Here is a 17,022-nt window from a genome sequence, read left to right as displayed (position 1 = left end):
CCTGGCTGGCCGCGGCCTGGTGTTTGTCGTGCGCGGGGGCCTGGCTGGCCGCGGCCTGGTGTTTCTCGTGCACGGGGGCCGGCTGGCCGTGGCCTGGTGTTGGCTCGTGCGCGGGCCTAGCCGGCCGCAGCCCGGTGCTTCCTCAGGCCGCGTTGTCGGCGCGCCAGGCCCGCGTTCCTCAGCGCGCGTTGTCGGACCGCCAAGTGACGTAGTCGGCCACTGCCTCGGCGATGTCGAAGGCAGGTGTGAAACCGCAGTCGAGGGTGAGCCGGGTGATGTCGAGGTGAGGATCCGGACCGGGACCGTGCTGCCGTCCGGGCAGCAACTCGGGCCGCACACCAGGGATGACCGCCTGCAGGGCATCCGCCAACTCGCGGTTGGTGATCGGCCGGCCGCTGGACACGTTGTAGGTGGTGTGCCGAAGCGTCCGCGCGTTCATCAAGAGAGCGATCGCCCGCCCGGCGTCCGGCGCGTAGCAGCTGTCGCCGCCGTCGTCGGCGTGCAACGGGCGCGGCTGTTCACCGCGCAGGGCTGCGCTGACAAAGGGCGGGATCGGGTTGAACGGCGACTCCGGATCCATCAGCGGCCCCCAGATGCTGCCGATCCGCAGGACGACCGGCTGCACTCCGGTGCCCGCGAGGCTGTGCGTGGTGAGTGGTTCGACGGCCTTCTTGAACGCGATGATCAGGTGCGGTAGTTCCGCGCTGGGCAGCGGGAGCTCCTCGTGCCAGGGGATCTCGGGCCGGCCGATGTAGACGCCGATGCTGCTGGCGACCGCGAACCTGCGGACGTTCCACGCGCGTGCGGCGTCGAGCGCGTTGAGCAGACCGGCCATGTCCGTACGGAAGAAGCCGACCGGATCCTCGGCCGGGATGTTGCCGGCGAGGTGGACGATGTCGCTGATGTCGTGGCGCTCGCCGAGGGCCAGGAAGGCGTCCCGGTCGGTGACGTCCAGGGACTCCACGGTGACGCCGGCGAGAAACGACGGAACCTCGGTCCGGCGGTGCGCGGTGACCACGACCTCGTGTCCGAGCTCGATGAGAGCACGGGCGGTGTGGGCGCCGATCATGCCGAGCCCGCCGGTGACGAGGATCATCGGACCACCTCGTAGTGCAGGTGCGTCACACCGGGCGCCGGGACGGCCGCGAGCAGGTTCAGGTTCACGTGCTCCGGAAGCTCCTGGAAGAAGCGGCGTCCGGCGCCCAGCAGGATCGGCACCTGATGCAGGATCACCTCGTCGACGAGTCCCGCCGCCAGTGCCGCGGTCGTCACGCCGCCGCCCATGAGCCCCACGTCCTTGCCGCCGGCGGTCTGCCGGGCGGCGGTGACCGCGTCTTCGATGCCGGTGCTGACGAAGATCTGCCGCTCGTTGCTCTGCGGTGCCGGGCGATGACTGAGCACCACCAGCTGCGCGTCCGGGTGCGGAGTGCCACCCGTGGACCATCCGGAGTCGTCATAGGTGTTGCGGCCGGCCAGGGTCGCGCCGACTCGGCCGGCCAGGGCGTCGAAGACGCGGGCGCTGGGCTCGCTCAACCGGAACCCGTCGAACACCTCGCTGGGCGTGTCGCCGCTGAAGTACCAGTCGAACAGCATCGGCGCGTCACCGAGGCCGCGGCCGGCGCCGGGATCGCGACCGGTGATGAAACCGTCGACCGAGACGGACAGTCCGACGATGACCTTGCTCATGGTTCTCCTTGAGGTGCGGATGAGATGGCTTGCGGGAAGGTGAAGAGCCCGCGTGGGTCGTAGGCGTCCTTGACCGCTACCAATCGGGGGTAGTTGTCCCCGTGGTACGCAGTGGCCCAGTCGTCGAGCGCGGGATCGGGAAAGTTGGGATAGACGCGGCCCGACCCGTCGGCGTGCGCGACCGACCACGAGTCGTCGACCCACGGATCGGTGGCCTCGCCGATGTGCTCCAGCAGGAAGCGCTCCCGGCGATGGGCGAACGCGGTGGCGTCCGGGGCGACCCGGTTGTAAGCCCCGCCCATCGCGGTGAAGGTGAGCTGCCGCCGACCTGCGGTGCCGGGTTCGCGGAGCTGGGCCAGCAGCGCGGCAAGGGTGTGCTCGGACGTCGCGTGGGAGAAGAACTCCGACCTGATCCGCCGAGCGTGCCCGGTCGAGCCCCGCGGGTCGGCGAAGGTGTTCTTCAGGCGGTGGTACGGCAGGTCGGCACATACCTCGACCGTGGCGGCCACTCCTGCAAGGCGAGTGAACTGCCGCAGCAGGTCCCGGGTTGCCTTCGCGCCGAGGGTCGCCGCGCCGGTGAGGGCGGCTCGAACGGGTACGCCGGGTTCGGTCGCCAGGGTGAGGCTGACGGTGAGTTCGTCAGGGGCGTCCGGTGCCCACGCTTGCCAGGCAGTGGCCACCTGCTCGGCGGCGGCGTCCGGCCAGTGCGCCTCGATGCGGGTGGTGGGCGGCTCCTCGACGGTGTCGAATCGCAGGGCTGTGACGACGCCGAACTGGCCGCCGCCCGCGCCGCGCAGAGCCCAGAACAGGTCCGGCTCGCGGTGCTGGTCGCAGTTCACGACGTTGCCGTCCGCGAGCACGATCCGGGCACCGACGAGGCGGTCGCAGGTGAGGCCGTACCGACGGCCGAGCAGCCCGATGCCACCGCCGAGTGTCAGGCCGGCGATGCCGACGGTGGGACCGCAGCCAGCTGGAAGGGTGCGGCCGTGGGCGTGCAGGGCTGCGTACAGCTGACCCAGGCGGGAACCGGCTCCGACGACGGCGACCCCGTCGTCGGCCACGGCAATGCCGTCGAGGCCGGACATGTCCAACACGATCCCGTCCGTCGACGACCGGCCCGCGAAACAGTGCCCGCCGCCGCGAACGGCGATGCGGTCACCGGTGGTTGACGCGAACCTGATGGTGTTCACGACATCCGGAACCGACCGGCACAGCACCACCAGCCGGGGACGCGGCCCCTGGCGGGCGTAGTCCGGGCTGGTCAACTCGCCGTCGAGCGAAGCGCGGAAGTCGGTCAGGTCAGGCACGAGGTCGACACTAGGAGCGGCATGCCGAGCGGTTCTTGAACAAATCGCGCACGCGCGGCGGTGACCTGCCGAGTAGCCCGCGGTCCGTGGCGCGGCGCCGGCGTGCCTCGTCGCGCCGGCTCAGACGCGTAGCGGCGGCCTGCTTCGGATCGCGAGGAAGGGCCGGTACGAGGCGGTGTGGTCATGACCGCAGCCGCATCGATCCACGTCGCCGCCGAGGAGCTGGCGTGGGGTGAGGCCGGTCAGGCGCAGACACTCCCGGCTCAGGTGCGCCTGATCGGCGTAACCCGCGTCCACCGCGAGTCCCGCCACGCTGTTCGCGCCGGCTTGCGCCAGGGCGAGGAAGCCCTGGAACCGCAACGTCCGCTGGAGGACCTTGGGACTCAGCCCGACCGCGTGCAGGCAACGGCGGCGCAGCTGGCTGGGGGACAACGCCAGATGAGTGGCCACGGCATCAACAGTCACCGGCTGCCACGGCATCAACGCCTGGACGGCCGCGCGCATCAGCGGATCCACCCGTACCGCAGCAGGCCGGAACTCCCGCAGCAGGTGGTCCTGCAGGAGCTGGAGTGCCCGCTCGGGCGTACCGGCTCCCGCGACCGCCTCCACGAGGCGGTCCGCCAGGCTTCCCCACAGCTCCGCCAGGCCCAGCCGTTGATCCACCAGGTCGTCGAGCACCGTCGTGAGCAGCGGCGCGACCCCCGGCCAGAACCGAACTCCGACGAGGGCGGTGCCGGCCGGAATGATCTCGATCTCCGGACCGGTCAGCGGACCGAGCAGTTGCGGACGCCCACCGATCGGGAAGTGGATCTCGACGCCCCCGGTGGGCAGGTGACGGTGCACGGAGGCCGTTGCTCCGGTGCGTTGCACCCAGACGGTCCGCACCACGCCCGCCAGACCGGGCAGCGGCGCCCGCTCGACGTAGGACTCGATCGCGGTCACTCACGCACTGAAGCGTTCCGCCCGGACCGCAGTCAAGGTGCTGGCCGTTACCAGTGCGACGAAAAGACCGTCGTGAGGGTCGTGGGGGAAGGCGGCCTCGGCGTTCTCGGGATGTGCGCGCCGCGTGGGGCGCATAGTCGGTTCATGGGTCGTCCTCGGCGGGTCAGGGGCTGGTGGCGGTTTGTCGCCTGGCCGCTCGTCGCGTGGCTGCTGCTGTGCGCCGGGCTGGTCTCCGCTGTGCTCTGGGCGCAGCGGTCCTCCGAGCAGGAGCTGCGGCAGCGGTTCGAGCTGCGGATCTCCATCGGCGCCGACTTCGTGTCCCGCTACGTCGCCGACCTCATCGAACGTGAGCGGGCCCAGGCCGTGCAGTTCCTGTCCGCCGCCACCGTTGACGAGCGCACGTTCTCGCAGTCCGTGGCCGCGTTCGGTTATCCGGCCGCGGTGCTGCTCGACGGGGACGGCCGGTTGATGCAGGTGGTGCCGGCCAACCCTGACCTGATCGGCCAGGACCTCACCCCGCGGTATCCACATCTGCGAACCGCGGTCCGGGAGGGTCGGCCCGCGGTTTCGCCGGTGGTGCGGTCGGCGGCCCGGGGCGTGCCGGTGGTCGGATTCGCCGTGCCGTTCACCACCCCGTACGGACGGCGGGTCTTCTCCGGGGCTGTTGAGGTGGCCACCAGCCCGCTCGGTGGGTACCTGCAGCACGCCGTCGACCTTCCCGGCACCGACATCTCCCTGATCGACGCCGGTGGCACCGTGGTCGGCGGGAGCCGGGAGGCGCACACGGGCCTCGACACGATCGCCGACCGGGATCCCGAGCTGGCGGAGGCCATGCAGGATCGGCCGAGCGGCCTGCTGTCCACTGAGGACGGTGACCGCTACTACGTGATCGGGCCGGTGCGAGGCAGCCCGTGGCGGCTGCTGGCCACTGTCCCGTACAGCGTGCTTCAGCGACCGGTGACCGGCGCGAACATCGGCACGATGGCCGCCGCCGCCGGGCTGCTGGGCATCGGCGGGCTCGCCGTTGTCCTGCGGGCCCGCGCGGCCCGGAACCGGGCGGCGTTGCACGCCACCGAGAAGCAGTTCCGCGAGGTGTTCGAGAACTCGCTCGTGGGGATGGCGATCACCGGTACGGACGGACGGGTGAGCCGGACCAACGCGGCGCTGGACCGGTTGCTCGGCCGGCGTTCCGGTGAGCTGGAAGGCCGCGCCTGGAGCGAGCTCCTGGCACCGGACGACCGCGAGGCCGGCGCCGAACTGATGCGTCAGACCGGTACGGGCAGCATCCCCGGCTTCGCCGTCACCAGCCGGTACCTGCACGCCGACGGGCACACGGTGTGGGTGAACCAGACCAGCACTCTGCTGACCGGCCGGGAGGACCGCTCGGACGAGATCGCGACGCAACTCGTCGACGTCACCGAACAGCGCGCGCTCCAGCAGGCCGAACAGCGCCACGCCGAGGAGGTGGCCGCGCGTGCGGCGGCCCTCGCCAGAGCCAACGAGCAGCTGGAGGCGGCCAATCAGCGGGTCGCCGACCTCGTCGCCATGCTCACCCATGACGTCCGGCAGCCCATCGCGATGATCACCGGGTACTGCGAGATCCTGACGGACGAGTGGGACGAGCAGGACGACAAGACCCGGCGGCACGACCTCGACCGGATCGCCGCGACGGCGGCGAGCATGAGCGGGTACGTCGAGGAGATCCTCACCCTCACCCAGGTGGACGCCGACACTCTGCTCTCGCGTCCCACCGTCCTCGACGCCGGGGCCGCTGTCGCCGACGCGCTCACTCACCTGCTGCCCGACCAGCGCCGGGACGTCACCGCCGAGGCGGTCCCGGGGCTGACCGTGCGGTGCGATCCCCGGCAGCTGCAGCAGATCCTGGTCAATCTCATCTCCAACGGGCTGAAGTACGGCAGTCCGCCGGTCGTGGTCCGCGCGACCGAGCACACCGGCGAGGCTTGCATCGAGGTCCTCGATTCAGGTGAAGGTGTGCCTGAAGAGTTCGTGCCGCAACTGTTCGACCGCTTCACCCGGGCCGGCACCGGCAGCGCTAGCGCCCAGAAGGGGACCGGCCTCGGCCTGTACATCGTGCGGCAACTCGCCCACGCCAACGGCGGGACCATCACCTACCGCCCGCGGAATCCCACCGGCGCGTGCTTCACGCTCCGGCTACCGGCCGGCGAGCGCGACGCTACGCAGGCTGCCGCCACGGGGGAGCGCGACGCTACGCAGGCTGCCACCACGGGGGAGCGCGACGGTACGCAGGCGGCCGCCACAGGGGAGCGCGACGGTTCGCAGACCACGGCTGCCGGCGAGCCGATCTCTTCCACCGCCGGCCCACGACCGAGGCGTTCGACCTGATCCGCGGGATCATGGTCGATGTGGTGGAGACACTGGCGATCCTGGCCGCCGGATTCTGGGCAGGAATGATCAACGTGGTGGTCGGCTCCGGAACCCTGGTGACCTTCCCGACGCTGCTGCTGTTCGGCTACCCACCGCTGGTCGCCAACGTGTCCAACAACATCGGCCTGGTCGGCGGGGGCATCACCGGCACGTTCGGCTACCGGCGTGAACTCGCCGGCCGGCGCCGAGAGCTGCTCAAACTGCTCCCCGCGTCAGTGTTCGGCGGGATCACCGGCGCCGTCCTGCTGCTGGTCCTGCCGGACGACGCGTTCCAGGCGATCGTGCCCGTCCTGATCGCCGTCGGCCTGGTCATGGTGGTGTGGGGACCAGCTCTGCAGCGGCGCGCAGCCCGCGGCCGAGATGCCGGCACGGACGACGGGAGCCTGGCGACCCTCACCCCGCGACGGCTGACGGCCGTGCTCATCGGCGTCTACGTGCTGGGCATCTACGGCGGCTACTTCGGTGCCGCGCAGGGCGTGCTGCTCGTCGGTCTGATGAGCGTGCTCACCGCCGAAGGTATCCAGTCCATCACCGGGCTCAAGAATCTGCTCACCACCGCCGTGAACGCGGTCGCCGCCGTGACCTTCCTGCTCGTCTCGCCGGAGTCCGTCGACTGGAAGGTCGTGCTGCTGATCGCGGCCGGCGCGACCGTCGGCGGCGTGGTCGGTGCGCGGTTCGGCCGCCGGCTGCCGCCCTGGCTGATGCGGGCGCTGATCGTCGTGGTGGGGGTTGCCGCGATCCTGCGCATGCTCATCCTGGGCTGAGCCGACGGCCCCGGTTGTTACGGTCAGGCCGCGACGAGTGGCTTGAGTGCGTCGCCGACCGCGGAGACGACACCCGGACGGTGACCGTTGCGGATCAGGTTGATGGTGATCCCGTCGATCCCGGCCCCGAGTACCTTCTCCCGCAGCTGGTCGGCGACCTGCTCGGGGGTGCCGAGGAAGGCCCGGTTGCGGCGGTCCTCGGGCACGGTCTCGCCGAGCTCCTTAACCTCCTGCTCGGTCTCGCCGACCATGCCCATGCACAGGTAGCTGGTCGCCAGGGTGGCCGGGTCGCGGCCGATCTCCTCGCACCGCTGCCGCAGGACGGTGACCTTGCGGGGCAGGTCCTCGACGTCGCAGATGATGTTCATGTGGTCGGCGAAGCGCGCGGCCAGCCGGAACGTCTTCTGCTCACCGCTGCCGCCGAGCATGATGGGCACGGTCGGGCGCACCCGCGGGTTGTTCATCGCGCCCCGCGCCGTGTACCACTTGCCGTCCAGCGATGCCGGCTCACCCTTGAGCATCGGCGCGATGATGGTCAGCGCCTCCTCCAGCCGTTCGAAGCGCTGGCCGAAGGTGCCGAACTCGAAGCCGTAGTCGTGGTGCTCACGCTCGAACCAGCCGGCGCCGATGCCCAGGATGGCCCGGCCCCGGGAGACCACGTCGAGGGTGGTCACGGTCTTGGCCAGCAGGGCGGGGTTGCGGTACGTGTTGCCGGTGACCAATGTGGACAGCTGAACCGTCGAGGTGAGCGACGCGAGGGCGCCGAGCGTCGTGTACGCCTCCAGCATCGCGTTCTCCGGCGCGCCGATGCCGGGCAGCTGATAGAAGTGGTCCATCACCAGCACCGTGTCGAAGCCCGCCGCCTCGGCCTCCCGGGCCTGCGCGGCGACCGTGCCGAAGGTGTCCTCGACCGGGACGCCGGGATAGGTGAAGTTCGGAATCTGGTACCCGAGCCGGATGCTCACAGTGCCTCCGCCATGTAAGAGGGCTATCACTTGCTAATGTAAGAGCCCTCTTACTCGATGGCAAGCCAGGGGGCGGGTGTGTCGGCGGTCCGCAAGTACCACCACGGCGACCTGCGGGCCGCGCTGATCGAGGCCAGCTTCGACCTGCTCGCCGAGTGCGGCCTGCAGCGCTTCTCGGTCGCCGCGGTCGCCCGCCGGCTGGGTGTCAGCTCCGCGGCGCCGTACCGGCACTTCCCGGACCGCGGCCACCTGCTCAGCGCGATCTCGGCCACCGCCGCCCGCGACCTGCGGGCCGCGATCACCGCCGCCGCGGACGGGGCCGGCACCGACCCGGCCGACCGCCTGGCCGCGGTGGCGGGCGCCTACGTCCGGTACGTCGTCCGCACCGGCGCCGGCTTCCACGTCATCTACGCCGCCGACCTCTACCGGGTCCCCGACGACGCCCGCCGCGAGCAGACCCGGGCCCTGATGACCACGCTGTTCGACCTGGCCACCGCGACGGACGCACCCTCGTACGAGGAGGACGTCCTGCTCGTGGAGGCGACGATCGCTGTGGCCCACGGCTACGCCTCACTGTTCGCCGACGGTTTCTTCGCCCGCAACGCCGGCACCGTCGACGCGATCGCCGCCCGGGCCGTGCAGGCCGCCCGCGCTCTGCTCGCCCCCTCGGCCGCCGGGCAGTAGACCCGGCCCGGTCCGCCGGCAACCTGTCCGCTCCGGCACCGAGCCGCGGCTGCACCTGTGGGGCACGAGAGTCGTCTGGAGACCACTTCCCGGAGGTTGACGCCTGCCTCCGCCCGCCCTGACCGCATGAGGCCGAGGAGCGCACCCCAGATGACGACCCGACAGCAATTCCGGCACGATCCGCGGCCGGCCCGCATCCTGCGCTCGCGAGCCGCGGCGATCCTCGCCGCCCTCGTCGTGGCCCTGACCGTGGCCGGCGTGCCCAGCCCCGCATCGGCCACCGCACCGCGCGTCGCGCAGAGCTGGTCGTCGCTGATGTACCACAGCCTCACGCCCAGCCCGAAGTACGTGCAGCTGCGCAAGACGCTCGCGGCTCAGCGGGCCACCCTCGCGGCGCGGGCAGTTCAGGTGAGCAAGGGCAAGGTCACGCAAACCTCCGCTCAGACCCGGCTCACCACGGCCGTCACCGCTGACGCTGCCGCCCGTACCCGATATGCGGTCGCGGGGGAGGCCCTGACCAGCGCGAGAAACACGCTCACCGTGGTGTCGCTGCAGCGCCCGCGCGCCGGCGCGGCGGTGACCGGGGCGAAGAACGCCATCGCCGCCGCGGCCAAGACGGTGACCACCCGCCGCGCGGAGGCGTCCCTGGCCGCCACCGAGCTGAAGAAGGCCCAGGCCGCGGCCCGCACCGCCACCGTCGGCCTCGACAAGGCGATCACCTCGTGGCAGTCCGCGTCCGCCACGGTCCGGACCAACCAGCAGAAGCTCATCGCGCTCGACAAGTCGGCCGAGCTGGCCCGCGAGGCCGCGGCACTGAGCCGCACGGTCGTCACCGAGGTCCGGGCGCGCTTCTCCGTCGCCGACACCACGTCGGTCAACGGCATCACCGTGCACAAGAACGTCGCGTTCGCGTTCCGGCGGATGATGGCCGACGCGAAGGCGGACGGCGTGCTGCTCTCCGGCGGCGGCTTCCGCACCAAGCAGCGCCAGATCGAGCTGCGCACGATCAACGGCTGCCCCGACGTCTGGACCGCGCCGGCCTCCTCGTGCCGGGTGCCGACGGCGATCCCGGGCCGGTCTCTGCACGAGTTGGGCCTGGCCGTCGACATCACCGCCGGCGGTCGGTCGCTGAATGCGGCGAGCCCGGGCTTCCGGTGGCTGGTCGGGCATGCCGCCAAGTACGGCTTCGTGAACCTGCCGTCCGAGCCGTGGCACTGGTCGATCACCGGCGGCTGACCGGGTGCCCCCACGGGAGGCCGATGTTCGCCTAGCCTTGACCTGGGCGATGTGCGGTTGAACGGGGGAATCATGAACGCATCTCGACGTAGGTTGTCCATAGTGGCCGGTGTTGCGCTGGTGCTGGCCGGTGCACCGGCATCCGCCGCCGTGGCCGCCGCCGACACGACCGCGCCGGCGCTCACCTCGATCACGTTGTCCCGGGAGTCGATCGACGTCAAGGGCGACGAGGTGCAGCTGCTCACCGTCAACGTGGGGCTCACCGACGATGTCGGCGTGGCGTCCTTCGACGATCAGGCCATGGGCACCGGTCCCACCCCGTCCCTGCTGTTCGGCAGCCAGCTGGTTCCGGTCGGTCTGGTGCCCGGCACCGGCACCCCGCGCAACGGGGTGTGGACCGGCGTCGTGGCCGTCACCTCCGACTGGGCTGCCACGGAACGGCCGGTCAAGGTGTTCGCCCAGGACGACGCCGGCAACCGTCTGGTCGTCGATCCGAGCACCGTCATCGACGTTCCGGCAGTCACCGTGCGCAGTTCACACACCCCGGTGGTCGCCCTGACATTCAGTCCTGACCCGGTGCTGCCGAACGCCGCCTTGACCGCGACGGTGCGGGTGACCGACAAGGGCACCGGTGAGCCGATGCGTAATCTGCCGGTCGTGCTGGGCGAGGACAACACCTGTGTCGAGGACGTGATCTCCAGGCCCGACGGCTACACCGACAGCGACGGCCGCTACCGGCGGGTGTACCCGGCCGGCCAGATCTACGACTTCATCACCTGCGCCTGGGTGGCCGGCCCCAACGTGCCGGGGCAGTGGTCCACCCGGATCGGCTTCACCAACGGCGTCGCGCGGTACAAGTTCGTCGTCAGCGCGACGCCGGCCAGCGCGTCTGTGCCGGCCGGCACGAACGTCAACGTCAACGGCCAGGTGGTCCCGGCGGTTCCGGGCCAGAACGTCCAGCTGCAACGGCTGTACGGCACCGAGTGGCGCACCGTGGGCACCGGCACCACCCGGTCCACCTCCCGTTTCACCCTGGTGGCGACCCCGCCGGGCGTCGCCACGTACTCGTACCGGGTGTATGTCCCGGGCGACGACCGCCACGCCGGCAGCACGTCGGCGACCTTCACCATCCGGGGCACCTGACCGGTTCGGCTGCTACGCCGGTGCCGCACGTATGACGATGCTGGTATGTCCCCGCGGGCGGTCCGCTCGGCCATACTCTGATCAACGTCGATGTGGCCTGCTGAGCGGAGTGCACATGTCCGGACTGATGTCGCGTCGGCGCGCCGCGGCGCTCATGATGCCCGCCGTTCTCGCCGTGCTCGCGCTGGTCGTCACGATGATCCGGGTGCCCGCCGGGATGCTGCCGACGGCCGCCGCCACCCTGACGGTCGCCCAGGCCATCAGCACTCAGAGCGGCACCGGCACGGTCCGCGGGTACGTCGTCGGCCAGCCCACCGCCACCAACACGGTGCTCTTCGCTAACTTCACCGGTGACACGGCCATCGCCATCGCTGACAGCAGCAGCGAGACCGACCCCGGCGACATGCTGTACGTGCAGGTCACCAGCGCCTACCGAGCCACCTTCGGGCTGCGGGCGAACCCCGGCCTGCTCCGCGACCCGGTCACCGTCACCGGCACGCTGACCGCCTACTTCACGCATCCGGGCCTCAAGTCCCCGTCCGCGATGACCGTCGGCGGCAGCACACCCACGCCGACGCCGACCGGGCCGACCCCGACGCCGACCGGTTCCACGAGCGCCTACTACGCCGCCGCGGCCGGCAAGTCCGGCGAGAGTCTCAAGAACGCGCTGCACACCATCATCTCCAGCGGCGTCACCACGCTGTCGTACGACGCGGTCTGGAACGCGCTCAAGGCCACCGATCAGGACCCGGCGAACTCGGCGAACGTCATTCTGCTCTACTCCGGCACCAGCCGGTCGAAGTCGCTCAACGGCGGCGACGCCGGGGACTGGAACCGCGAGCACGTCTGGGCCAAATCCCACGGCGACTTCGGCACGGCCGCTGGTCCGGGCACGGATCTGCATCACTTGCGGCCCGAAGACGTACGGGTCAACTCCGAGCGCGACAACAAGGACTTCGACAACGGTGGCACCGCGGTCTCCGACGCCCCGGGCAACCGTACCGACGCCGACTCGTGGGAGCCGCGGGCGGCGGTCAGGGGCGACGTCGCCCGCATGATCTTCTACATGGCGGTGCGTTACGAGGGCGGCGACTCGTGGCCCGACCTCGAGGTGGACGACGCGACCGGCAGCGGCACCGCGCCGCGGCTGGGCCGGCTCTCCGCGCTGCGGCAGTGGAACCTGCAGGACCCGCCGGACGCCTTCGAGAAGCGCCGCAACGAGCTCATCTACAGCAGCTACCAGCGCAACCGCAACCCGTTCATCGACCACCCCGAGTGGGTCACCTCGATCTTCGGTTAGGGCCGCATCTCGTACGCGTCGCAGAGGGCGACCACGTCCTGCCACACCGCGGCGGTACGGGCGGCGTCCCACACCGGACGGCGGATGTGGGCCAGTGCCCAGGCGGCCTGCTCCTCGGTGGTGGCCGCCTTGCCGGCCAGCTCGGTCGCGTACGCAGAGAAGTCCTGGACCAGGATCGCGAACATCTCGTCCAGCAGCCCGCTGTCGAGACCGGTCAGGCCGGCCTGCTCCAGGATCAGCTGGCCGTAGACCACCAGCGCGAACAGCTGACCCAGCGCGAGCAGGAAGTCCAGGTCACCCTGCTGGCCCTCGTCGGGGGCGTGGGCGCGCAGCAGCGCGCACAGCCCGTCGGCCTGCTCCCGGAACCGGGCGACGTTGGGCAGCCAGGCGTGGGCGTCGTAGGCGATGCGCCAGTCGTGGAAACGGATCGAGCCCAGACCGCGGGCCGGGCCCTGGCGGAACAGGAACTCGTCGTCGGCGGCATCGTGGCGCGGCGGTACGGGCTCGAAGCCGGCCGGGTGGAACAGGTAGTTCGGCATGAACTTGAGGATCAGGGCGAGGTTCACATGAACGGTGCCCTCGAGCTTGGGCAGGCCGCGGATGTCCTTGGCCGCCTTGTCGAAGTAGGTGTCCGCCTCGAAGCCCTTGGCCGCGATCACGTCCCAGAGCAGGTCGATGACCTTCTCGCCCTCGGTGGTGACCTTCATCTTGGTCATCGGGTTGAACAGCAGGTACCGGCGGTCCTCGGGGCCGGCCGAGCGCAGATAGTCGACCGCGCGGTCGCTGAACAGCTTCATCGCCACCAGCCGCACGTACGCGTCGGTGAGCTCCCGCCGCACGTGCGGGAAGGCGGTGACCGGCTTGCCGTAGAGCACCCGCCGGTGGGCGTGGGTCACCGCCTCGTACATGGCGTGCTCGCAGATGCCGATGGCGGCGGTGCACAGGTTGAACTTGCCGACGTTGACGGTGTTGAGCGCGGCGTCGAAGGCGGCCCGGCCGGTGTGCAGCACGTCCCGCTCGCGTACGGGGTAGTCCTCGAGGCGGAACTCGCTGACGAACATCTGCCCGTTCACCACGTTCTTGACCAGGTGGTACGCGGGGTGCCGGCTGTCGGCGGCGAAGAAAACGTACCCGTCGGGCCCCTCGACGTCGCCGCGGCGGCCGAAGACCGAGACCAGGCCGGCGACGTTGCCGTTGCCGATGTAGTACTTCGTGCCGTCCGCCCGGAAGCCGCCCGCGCCGTCCGGGGTGAGGATCATGTCGGTGGCGTAGATGTCGGCGCCGTGCCCGCGCTCGGACAGGCCGAACGCCATCACGTGCCCGTCGGCGAGCAGCTGGGCGGTGTGGGCGCGGGCGGTGGCGTTGGCGCTCTGCCACACCGGGCCGAGACCCAGCACGGTCACCTGCCAGGTGTACCAGTAGCCGAGGCCGTAGAAGCCGAGGATCTCGCTGAGGGCGGCGTTGCGGGCGGTGTCCCAGCGCTTGTCCGGAGCGCCGTCGCCGTCGGCCGCCGGGGTGAGGAACGTGGCGAACAGGCCCTCCTTGGCGGCGAAGTCCAGGAAGTCGCCGTACCAGGCCCGATCGATGTAGCTGTCGATCAGCGCCCGCTTGCCCCGGCTCTCGAAGAACTCCACGGTGGCGCGCAGCAGCCGGCGGGTCTCGGGATCGAACTGCGCCGGGTCGTACGTGGTCGGGTTGAACAGCAGCGAGTCGGCCATGGCGGCGTCCCCTTTCTCGGTGGGCGGGGTCAGCGGTCGAGGCCGCGCAGGGTGTCGAGGACGTCGTCGAGCCAGTCCAGCACCATCCGCTCGTACGCGATGCCGCCGCGCAGCACGGTGTGCTGCAGCCGCTGGCCCACGTCGAGGGTCGCGGTGTCGGGGAAATCCCGGCGCTCGCCGGTCAGATAGCGCCGCAGAGTGGCTTCGTGGGTCACCCGGTAGCGCTCGACCTCGGCGATCAGGGTCGCCCGGCCGCCGGCGTCGTCGAAGGCGGCGCCGCGGATCTTGACGGCCAGCTCGTGCCGGACCGCCTCGGGCTGCACGGGAGCGCGCAGCCACGAGGTCAGGGCGGCTCGACCTGACGCGGCCACGGAGTAGCACCGCTTGTCAGGCCGGCCGCCCTGCCCGATCTCTTCCGCGACGACCCAGCCGTCCGCCTCCATCCGCTTGAGGACGCGGTAGATCTGCTGGTGCGTCGCGGTCCAGAACCGGCCGATGGACCGTTCGAAGCGCCGGGCCAGCTCGTATCCGGACCCCGGCTGCTCCAGCAGGGAGACCAGGATCGCGTGCTCGAGGGCCATGCCAGAGCATCCTGCTATGCAACTCGTTGCATAGCAAGCCCGGCGCTACCGCCGTTTACCGGAACGAGACGTCGTCGATGGTGAAGCCGTCGGTGCCCGCCATGGTCTCGACGAAGAACGTGGCCTGCGACAACGTCCCGGTCCAGGACACGTTCGCCGTGCCGGACAGCAGCGTCCAGCCGCCCGTGTTCACCGTGGTGGCCGGGGTGAGCTGGACGTAGCTCGTGGTCCCGTTGGCCGTCAGCGCCAGGGTCGCCTTCGCGCTGGGTGTGCCGCTCGTCGACCGCACCCACACCTCGGTCGCGTACGCCTTGCCGTTGGTCAGCCGGGAGGTCACGTCCTGGCCCGGACCGTTCCACGCCCCGGTGCGGCCGGTGACGGTGAGCGCCCGGGTGCCGCTGCGCACGACGCCGGTGCCGGCCGCGAGCGTGCCGCTGCCGTGCGGCTGCCAGCCGGTGGTGCCGTCCTCCAGGCCCGGATTGGTGAGCACGTTCCCGCCGCCCCCGGTGGAGGTTGAGGTGAACTGCCACCAGTTCAGGTTCAGGAGAAAACCGCTGCCACCGGTGAGGACCAGGTAGAGGTCCTGGGTGCCGGTCGCGCCGCTCACGCCGCAGTTGACCGTGGTCCAGGCCTGCCAGCCGCCGGTGCCCGGGGCAGTGCAGGTTCCGGCCAGGGTGCCGGTCGGACTGCCCAGGCGCACCTCGATGCGCCCACCGCTGGTCGCGGAAGCCACCCGGGCGGTGAACGACGTGGCGCCGTTGCCGAAGGCGACCCCCTTGACCTTGACGTAGTCGCGGTTCTCGATGTTGGCGACGTTCATCCCGCCCTCGCTGGACGGTTCGGTCTCGACGCCGGACGACCACGCGATGGTCTCCGCCTCCTGGCGCACGTACGGGTCCACCGGGGCGATCTGCGGCGGGCCGGCCGTCGTCATGGACATGGTCGGGATCGTGCCGTCGGCGCGGTAGGTGAACCGTTCCACGGCGACCGAACGCGTGAAGCCACCACCGCCCGGCAACGCGCCGTTGTGGTAGAAGAAGTACGAGTTGCCGTTGAAGTCGATGACGCCGGCGTGGTTGGTGAAGCTGCTGCCCTGGGTGGGCATGACGGTGCCGCGGTAGGTCCACGGCCCGGTCGGCCCGGGGGCGGTCGAGTAGCCGATGAACTCGGAGCAGCACTGCGCGGCGAAGACGTTGTAGTAGATCCCGTTGCGCTTGTAGACCCAGGGCCCTTCCTCGTACAGGGTGGGCCGGTTCGCGACATTACCGGGACGGGCACCGAATCCGGCGGTGGTCAGCGGGATCTGGGTCGCACTGCCGGAGTACGAGGTCATGTCGGCGTTCAGACGCACGTACCAGAGGTTCGGGTTACCCCAGTACAGGTACGCCTGCCCGTCGTCGTCGATGAAGACGGTGGGGTCGATCTCACCGTTCTCCACCAGCGGCCGGCCGATGGCGTCGGTGAAGGGGCCGGTGGGGCTGTTCGACACGCCGACCCCGATGGCCATCCGGCCGGTGGCCCGGTTGGTGACGGGCACGTACCAGTAGAACTTGCCGTTGCGGGCGATGACCTGACCGGCCCACGCGTCCTTGCTGGCCCAGCTGAAGGTGGCCAGGCTCATCGGCGAACCGTGGTCGGTCCAGTTCACCATGTCGGCCGAGGAGTAGACCCGCCACTCGCGCATGGTGAACCACGTCGAGGCGTCCTCGTCGTGTCCGGTGTAGAGGTACACCCGGCCGTTGTGGACCAGCGGGGCCGGGTCGGCGGTGTAGATGGTCTGCACGATCGGGTTGTCCGCCCGGGCCGGGCCGGCGACCGCCGGCACCAGCGCCAGGGCGCACAGCAGGGCGGTGATCCAGGCGATGCCGCGGCGCGGCCGGCCGGTTGCAGACGGTACGGATGTGGGTCTCACGGCACTCCTCAAGGAAACGTCCGGCCGGATCACTGCAGCGACACGTCGTCGACCAGGAACGGCGTCGTCCCGGAGGTGGTCTCGACGTAGAGGGTGGCGGCGGAGACGGTGCCCGACCAGGAAACGGTTGCCGTGCCGGTCAGCAGCGTCCAGCCGTTGGCGTTGATCGCGCCGTCCGGCGTGAGCCGCACGTAGTTCGTGGTGCCGTTCGCCGTGACGGCCAGCGTGGTCTTGACGGTCGCCGTACCGCTCTGGGCGCGGGCCCACACGGCGGTGGTGTAGGTCCTGCCGTTGGTCAGTTTCGACGCCACCGCCTGGCCGGGGCCGTTCCAGGCCGCCGTGCGTCCGGCGGCGAGCAGGGACCGCGAGCCGCCGTGG

15 protein-coding genes are annotated in these 17,022 nt (G+C 70.8%); 6 read left to right on the top strand and 9 right to left on the bottom strand.

What is annotated here, in order from left to right; all coding sequences use genetic code 11:
- Window positions 1-178: 178 nt before the first annotated feature.
- From AB0C29_RS08030 to AB0C29_RS08015, 4 genes are all read right to left on the bottom strand, one after another.
- The gene (locus tag AB0C29_RS08030; RefSeq protein ID WP_360816859.1) at window positions 179-1,096 is read right to left on the bottom strand and encodes an NAD(P)-dependent oxidoreductase; all 918 of its coding nucleotides are present in this window, start codon (window positions 1,094-1,096) and stop codon (window positions 179-181) included.
- On the bottom strand, window positions 1,093-1,686 hold the full coding sequence (locus AB0C29_RS08025) for a dihydrofolate reductase family protein (RefSeq protein ID WP_360816856.1): 594 nt from the start codon (window positions 1,684-1,686) through the stop codon (window positions 1,093-1,095). Before AB0C29_RS08025 ends, AB0C29_RS08030 begins: the two co-directional genes overlap by 4 nt.
- Window positions 1,683-2,993: an FAD-binding oxidoreductase gene (locus AB0C29_RS08020; RefSeq protein ID WP_360816853.1), complete on the bottom strand. Its 1,311-nt coding sequence runs from the start codon at window positions 2,991-2,993 to the stop codon at window positions 1,683-1,685. Before AB0C29_RS08020 ends, AB0C29_RS08025 begins: the two co-directional genes overlap by 4 nt.
- A gap of 120 nt (window positions 2,994-3,113) precedes the next feature.
- On the bottom strand, window positions 3,114-3,935 hold the full coding sequence (locus tag AB0C29_RS08015) for an AraC family transcriptional regulator (RefSeq protein WP_360816850.1): 822 nt from the start codon (window positions 3,933-3,935) through the stop codon (window positions 3,114-3,116).
- 144 nt (window positions 3,936-4,079) lie between these two features.
- Here AB0C29_RS08015 and AB0C29_RS08010 point away from each other — a divergent pair, with 144 nt between their 5' ends.
- Both AB0C29_RS08010 and AB0C29_RS08005 read left to right on the top strand, forming a co-directional pair.
- The gene (locus AB0C29_RS08010) at window positions 4,080-6,299 is read left to right on the top strand and encodes an ATP-binding protein (RefSeq protein ID WP_360816847.1); all 2,220 of its coding nucleotides are present in this window, start codon (window positions 4,080-4,082) and stop codon (window positions 6,297-6,299) included.
- A gap of 11 nt (window positions 6,300-6,310) precedes the next feature.
- Complete coding sequence (locus AB0C29_RS08005; protein ID WP_360816844.1) at window positions 6,311-7,105, top strand: sulfite exporter TauE/SafE family protein; 795 nt, start codon at window positions 6,311-6,313, stop codon at window positions 7,103-7,105.
- 23 nt (window positions 7,106-7,128) lie between these two features.
- Here the strand turns inward: AB0C29_RS08005 and AB0C29_RS08000 are convergent, their stop codons facing one another.
- The gene (locus AB0C29_RS08000; protein WP_360816841.1) at window positions 7,129-8,070 is read right to left on the bottom strand and encodes an LLM class F420-dependent oxidoreductase; all 942 of its coding nucleotides are present in this window, start codon (window positions 8,068-8,070) and stop codon (window positions 7,129-7,131) included.
- Between the two features lie 57 nt (window positions 8,071-8,127).
- On the opposite strand from AB0C29_RS08000, the gene AB0C29_RS07995 reads away from it, so the two are divergent.
- The 4 genes from AB0C29_RS07995 (at window position 8,128) to AB0C29_RS07980 (ending at window position 12,433) form a co-directional block, all read left to right on the top strand.
- On the top strand, window positions 8,128-8,754 hold the full coding sequence (locus AB0C29_RS07995) for a TetR/AcrR family transcriptional regulator (protein WP_360816838.1): 627 nt from the start codon (window positions 8,128-8,130) through the stop codon (window positions 8,752-8,754).
- A gap of 150 nt (window positions 8,755-8,904) precedes the next feature.
- On the top strand, window positions 8,905-9,990 hold the full coding sequence (locus tag AB0C29_RS07990; RefSeq protein ID WP_360816835.1) for a M15 family metallopeptidase: 1,086 nt from the start codon (window positions 8,905-8,907) through the stop codon (window positions 9,988-9,990).
- A 102-nt stretch (window positions 9,991-10,092) separates the two neighbouring features.
- Window positions 10,093-11,133 (top strand): hypothetical protein, encoded by a 1,041-nt coding sequence (locus AB0C29_RS07985; RefSeq protein WP_360816832.1) that lies wholly within the window; start codon window positions 10,093-10,095, stop codon window positions 11,131-11,133.
- Window positions 11,134-11,248: 115 nt separating this feature from the next.
- A complete protein-coding gene (locus AB0C29_RS07980; RefSeq protein ID WP_360816829.1) occupies window positions 11,249-12,433 on the top strand; it encodes an endonuclease in 1,185 nt (394 codons plus the stop codon).
- On the opposite strand, the gene AB0C29_RS07975 is transcribed toward AB0C29_RS07980, so the two are convergent.
- The 4 genes from AB0C29_RS07975 to AB0C29_RS07960 form a co-directional block, all read right to left on the bottom strand.
- Window positions 12,430-14,151 carry an acyl-CoA dehydrogenase family protein gene (locus AB0C29_RS07975; RefSeq protein WP_360816826.1) on the bottom strand — a complete coding sequence of 574 codons (1,722 nt, stop codon included), beginning with the start codon at window positions 14,149-14,151 and terminating at the stop codon, window positions 12,430-12,432. The two genes, AB0C29_RS07980 and AB0C29_RS07975, sit on opposite strands and share 4 nt — an antisense overlap.
- 29 nt (window positions 14,152-14,180) lie before the next feature.
- Window positions 14,181-14,732, bottom strand: a complete 552-nt coding sequence (locus AB0C29_RS07970) for a PadR family transcriptional regulator (protein ID WP_360816823.1) — start codon at window positions 14,730-14,732, stop codon at window positions 14,181-14,183.
- 55 nt (window positions 14,733-14,787) lie between these two features.
- Window positions 14,788-16,557, bottom strand: a complete 1,770-nt coding sequence (locus AB0C29_RS07965; protein ID WP_360816862.1) for a family 43 glycosylhydrolase — start codon at window positions 16,555-16,557, stop codon at window positions 14,788-14,790.
- Between the two features lie 116 nt (window positions 16,558-16,673).
- A partial coding sequence (locus tag AB0C29_RS07960) for a carbohydrate binding domain-containing protein (protein ID WP_360816820.1) occupies window positions 16,674-17,022 on the bottom strand: 349 nt, incomplete at its 5' end.

It is taken from the genome of Actinoplanes sp. NPDC048791 (assembly GCF_040650095.1).
GTDB lineage: Bacteria > Actinomycetota > Actinomycetes > Mycobacteriales > Micromonosporaceae > Actinoplanes.
Note: the sequence above shows the minus strand (reverse complement) of the source record. Positions and strands in the feature narration are given on the sequence as shown.

Excerpts from the sequence above, each read along its gene's own strand:
- AB0C29_RS07975 (WP_360816826.1), bottom strand. The coding sequence starts at position 14,151 with ATGGCCGACTCGCTGCTGTTCAACCCGACCACGTACGACCCGGCGCAG.
- AB0C29_RS08010 (WP_360816847.1), top strand. The coding sequence starts at position 4,080 with ATGGGTCGTCCTCGGCGGGTCAGGGGCTGGTGGCGGTTTGTCGCCTGG.
- AB0C29_RS07990 (WP_360816835.1), top strand. The coding sequence starts at position 8,905 with ATGACGACCCGACAGCAATTCCGGCACGATCCGCGGCCGGCCCGCATC.
- AB0C29_RS07970 (WP_360816823.1), bottom strand. The coding sequence starts at position 14,732 with ATGGCCCTCGAGCACGCGATCCTGGTCTCCCTGCTGGAGCAGCCGGGG.
- AB0C29_RS08025 (WP_360816856.1), bottom strand. The coding sequence starts at position 1,686 with ATGAGCAAGGTCATCGTCGGACTGTCCGTCTCGGTCGACGGTTTCATC.
- AB0C29_RS08005 (WP_360816844.1), top strand. The coding sequence starts at position 6,311 with ATGGTCGATGTGGTGGAGACACTGGCGATCCTGGCCGCCGGATTCTGG.
- AB0C29_RS07995 (WP_360816838.1), top strand. The coding sequence starts at position 8,128 with ATGGCAAGCCAGGGGGCGGGTGTGTCGGCGGTCCGCAAGTACCACCAC.
- AB0C29_RS07980 (WP_360816829.1), top strand. The coding sequence starts at position 11,249 with ATGTCCGGACTGATGTCGCGTCGGCGCGCCGCGGCGCTCATGATGCCC.
- AB0C29_RS08030 (WP_360816859.1), bottom strand. The coding sequence starts at position 1,096 with ATGATCCTCGTCACCGGCGGGCTCGGCATGATCGGCGCCCACACCGCC.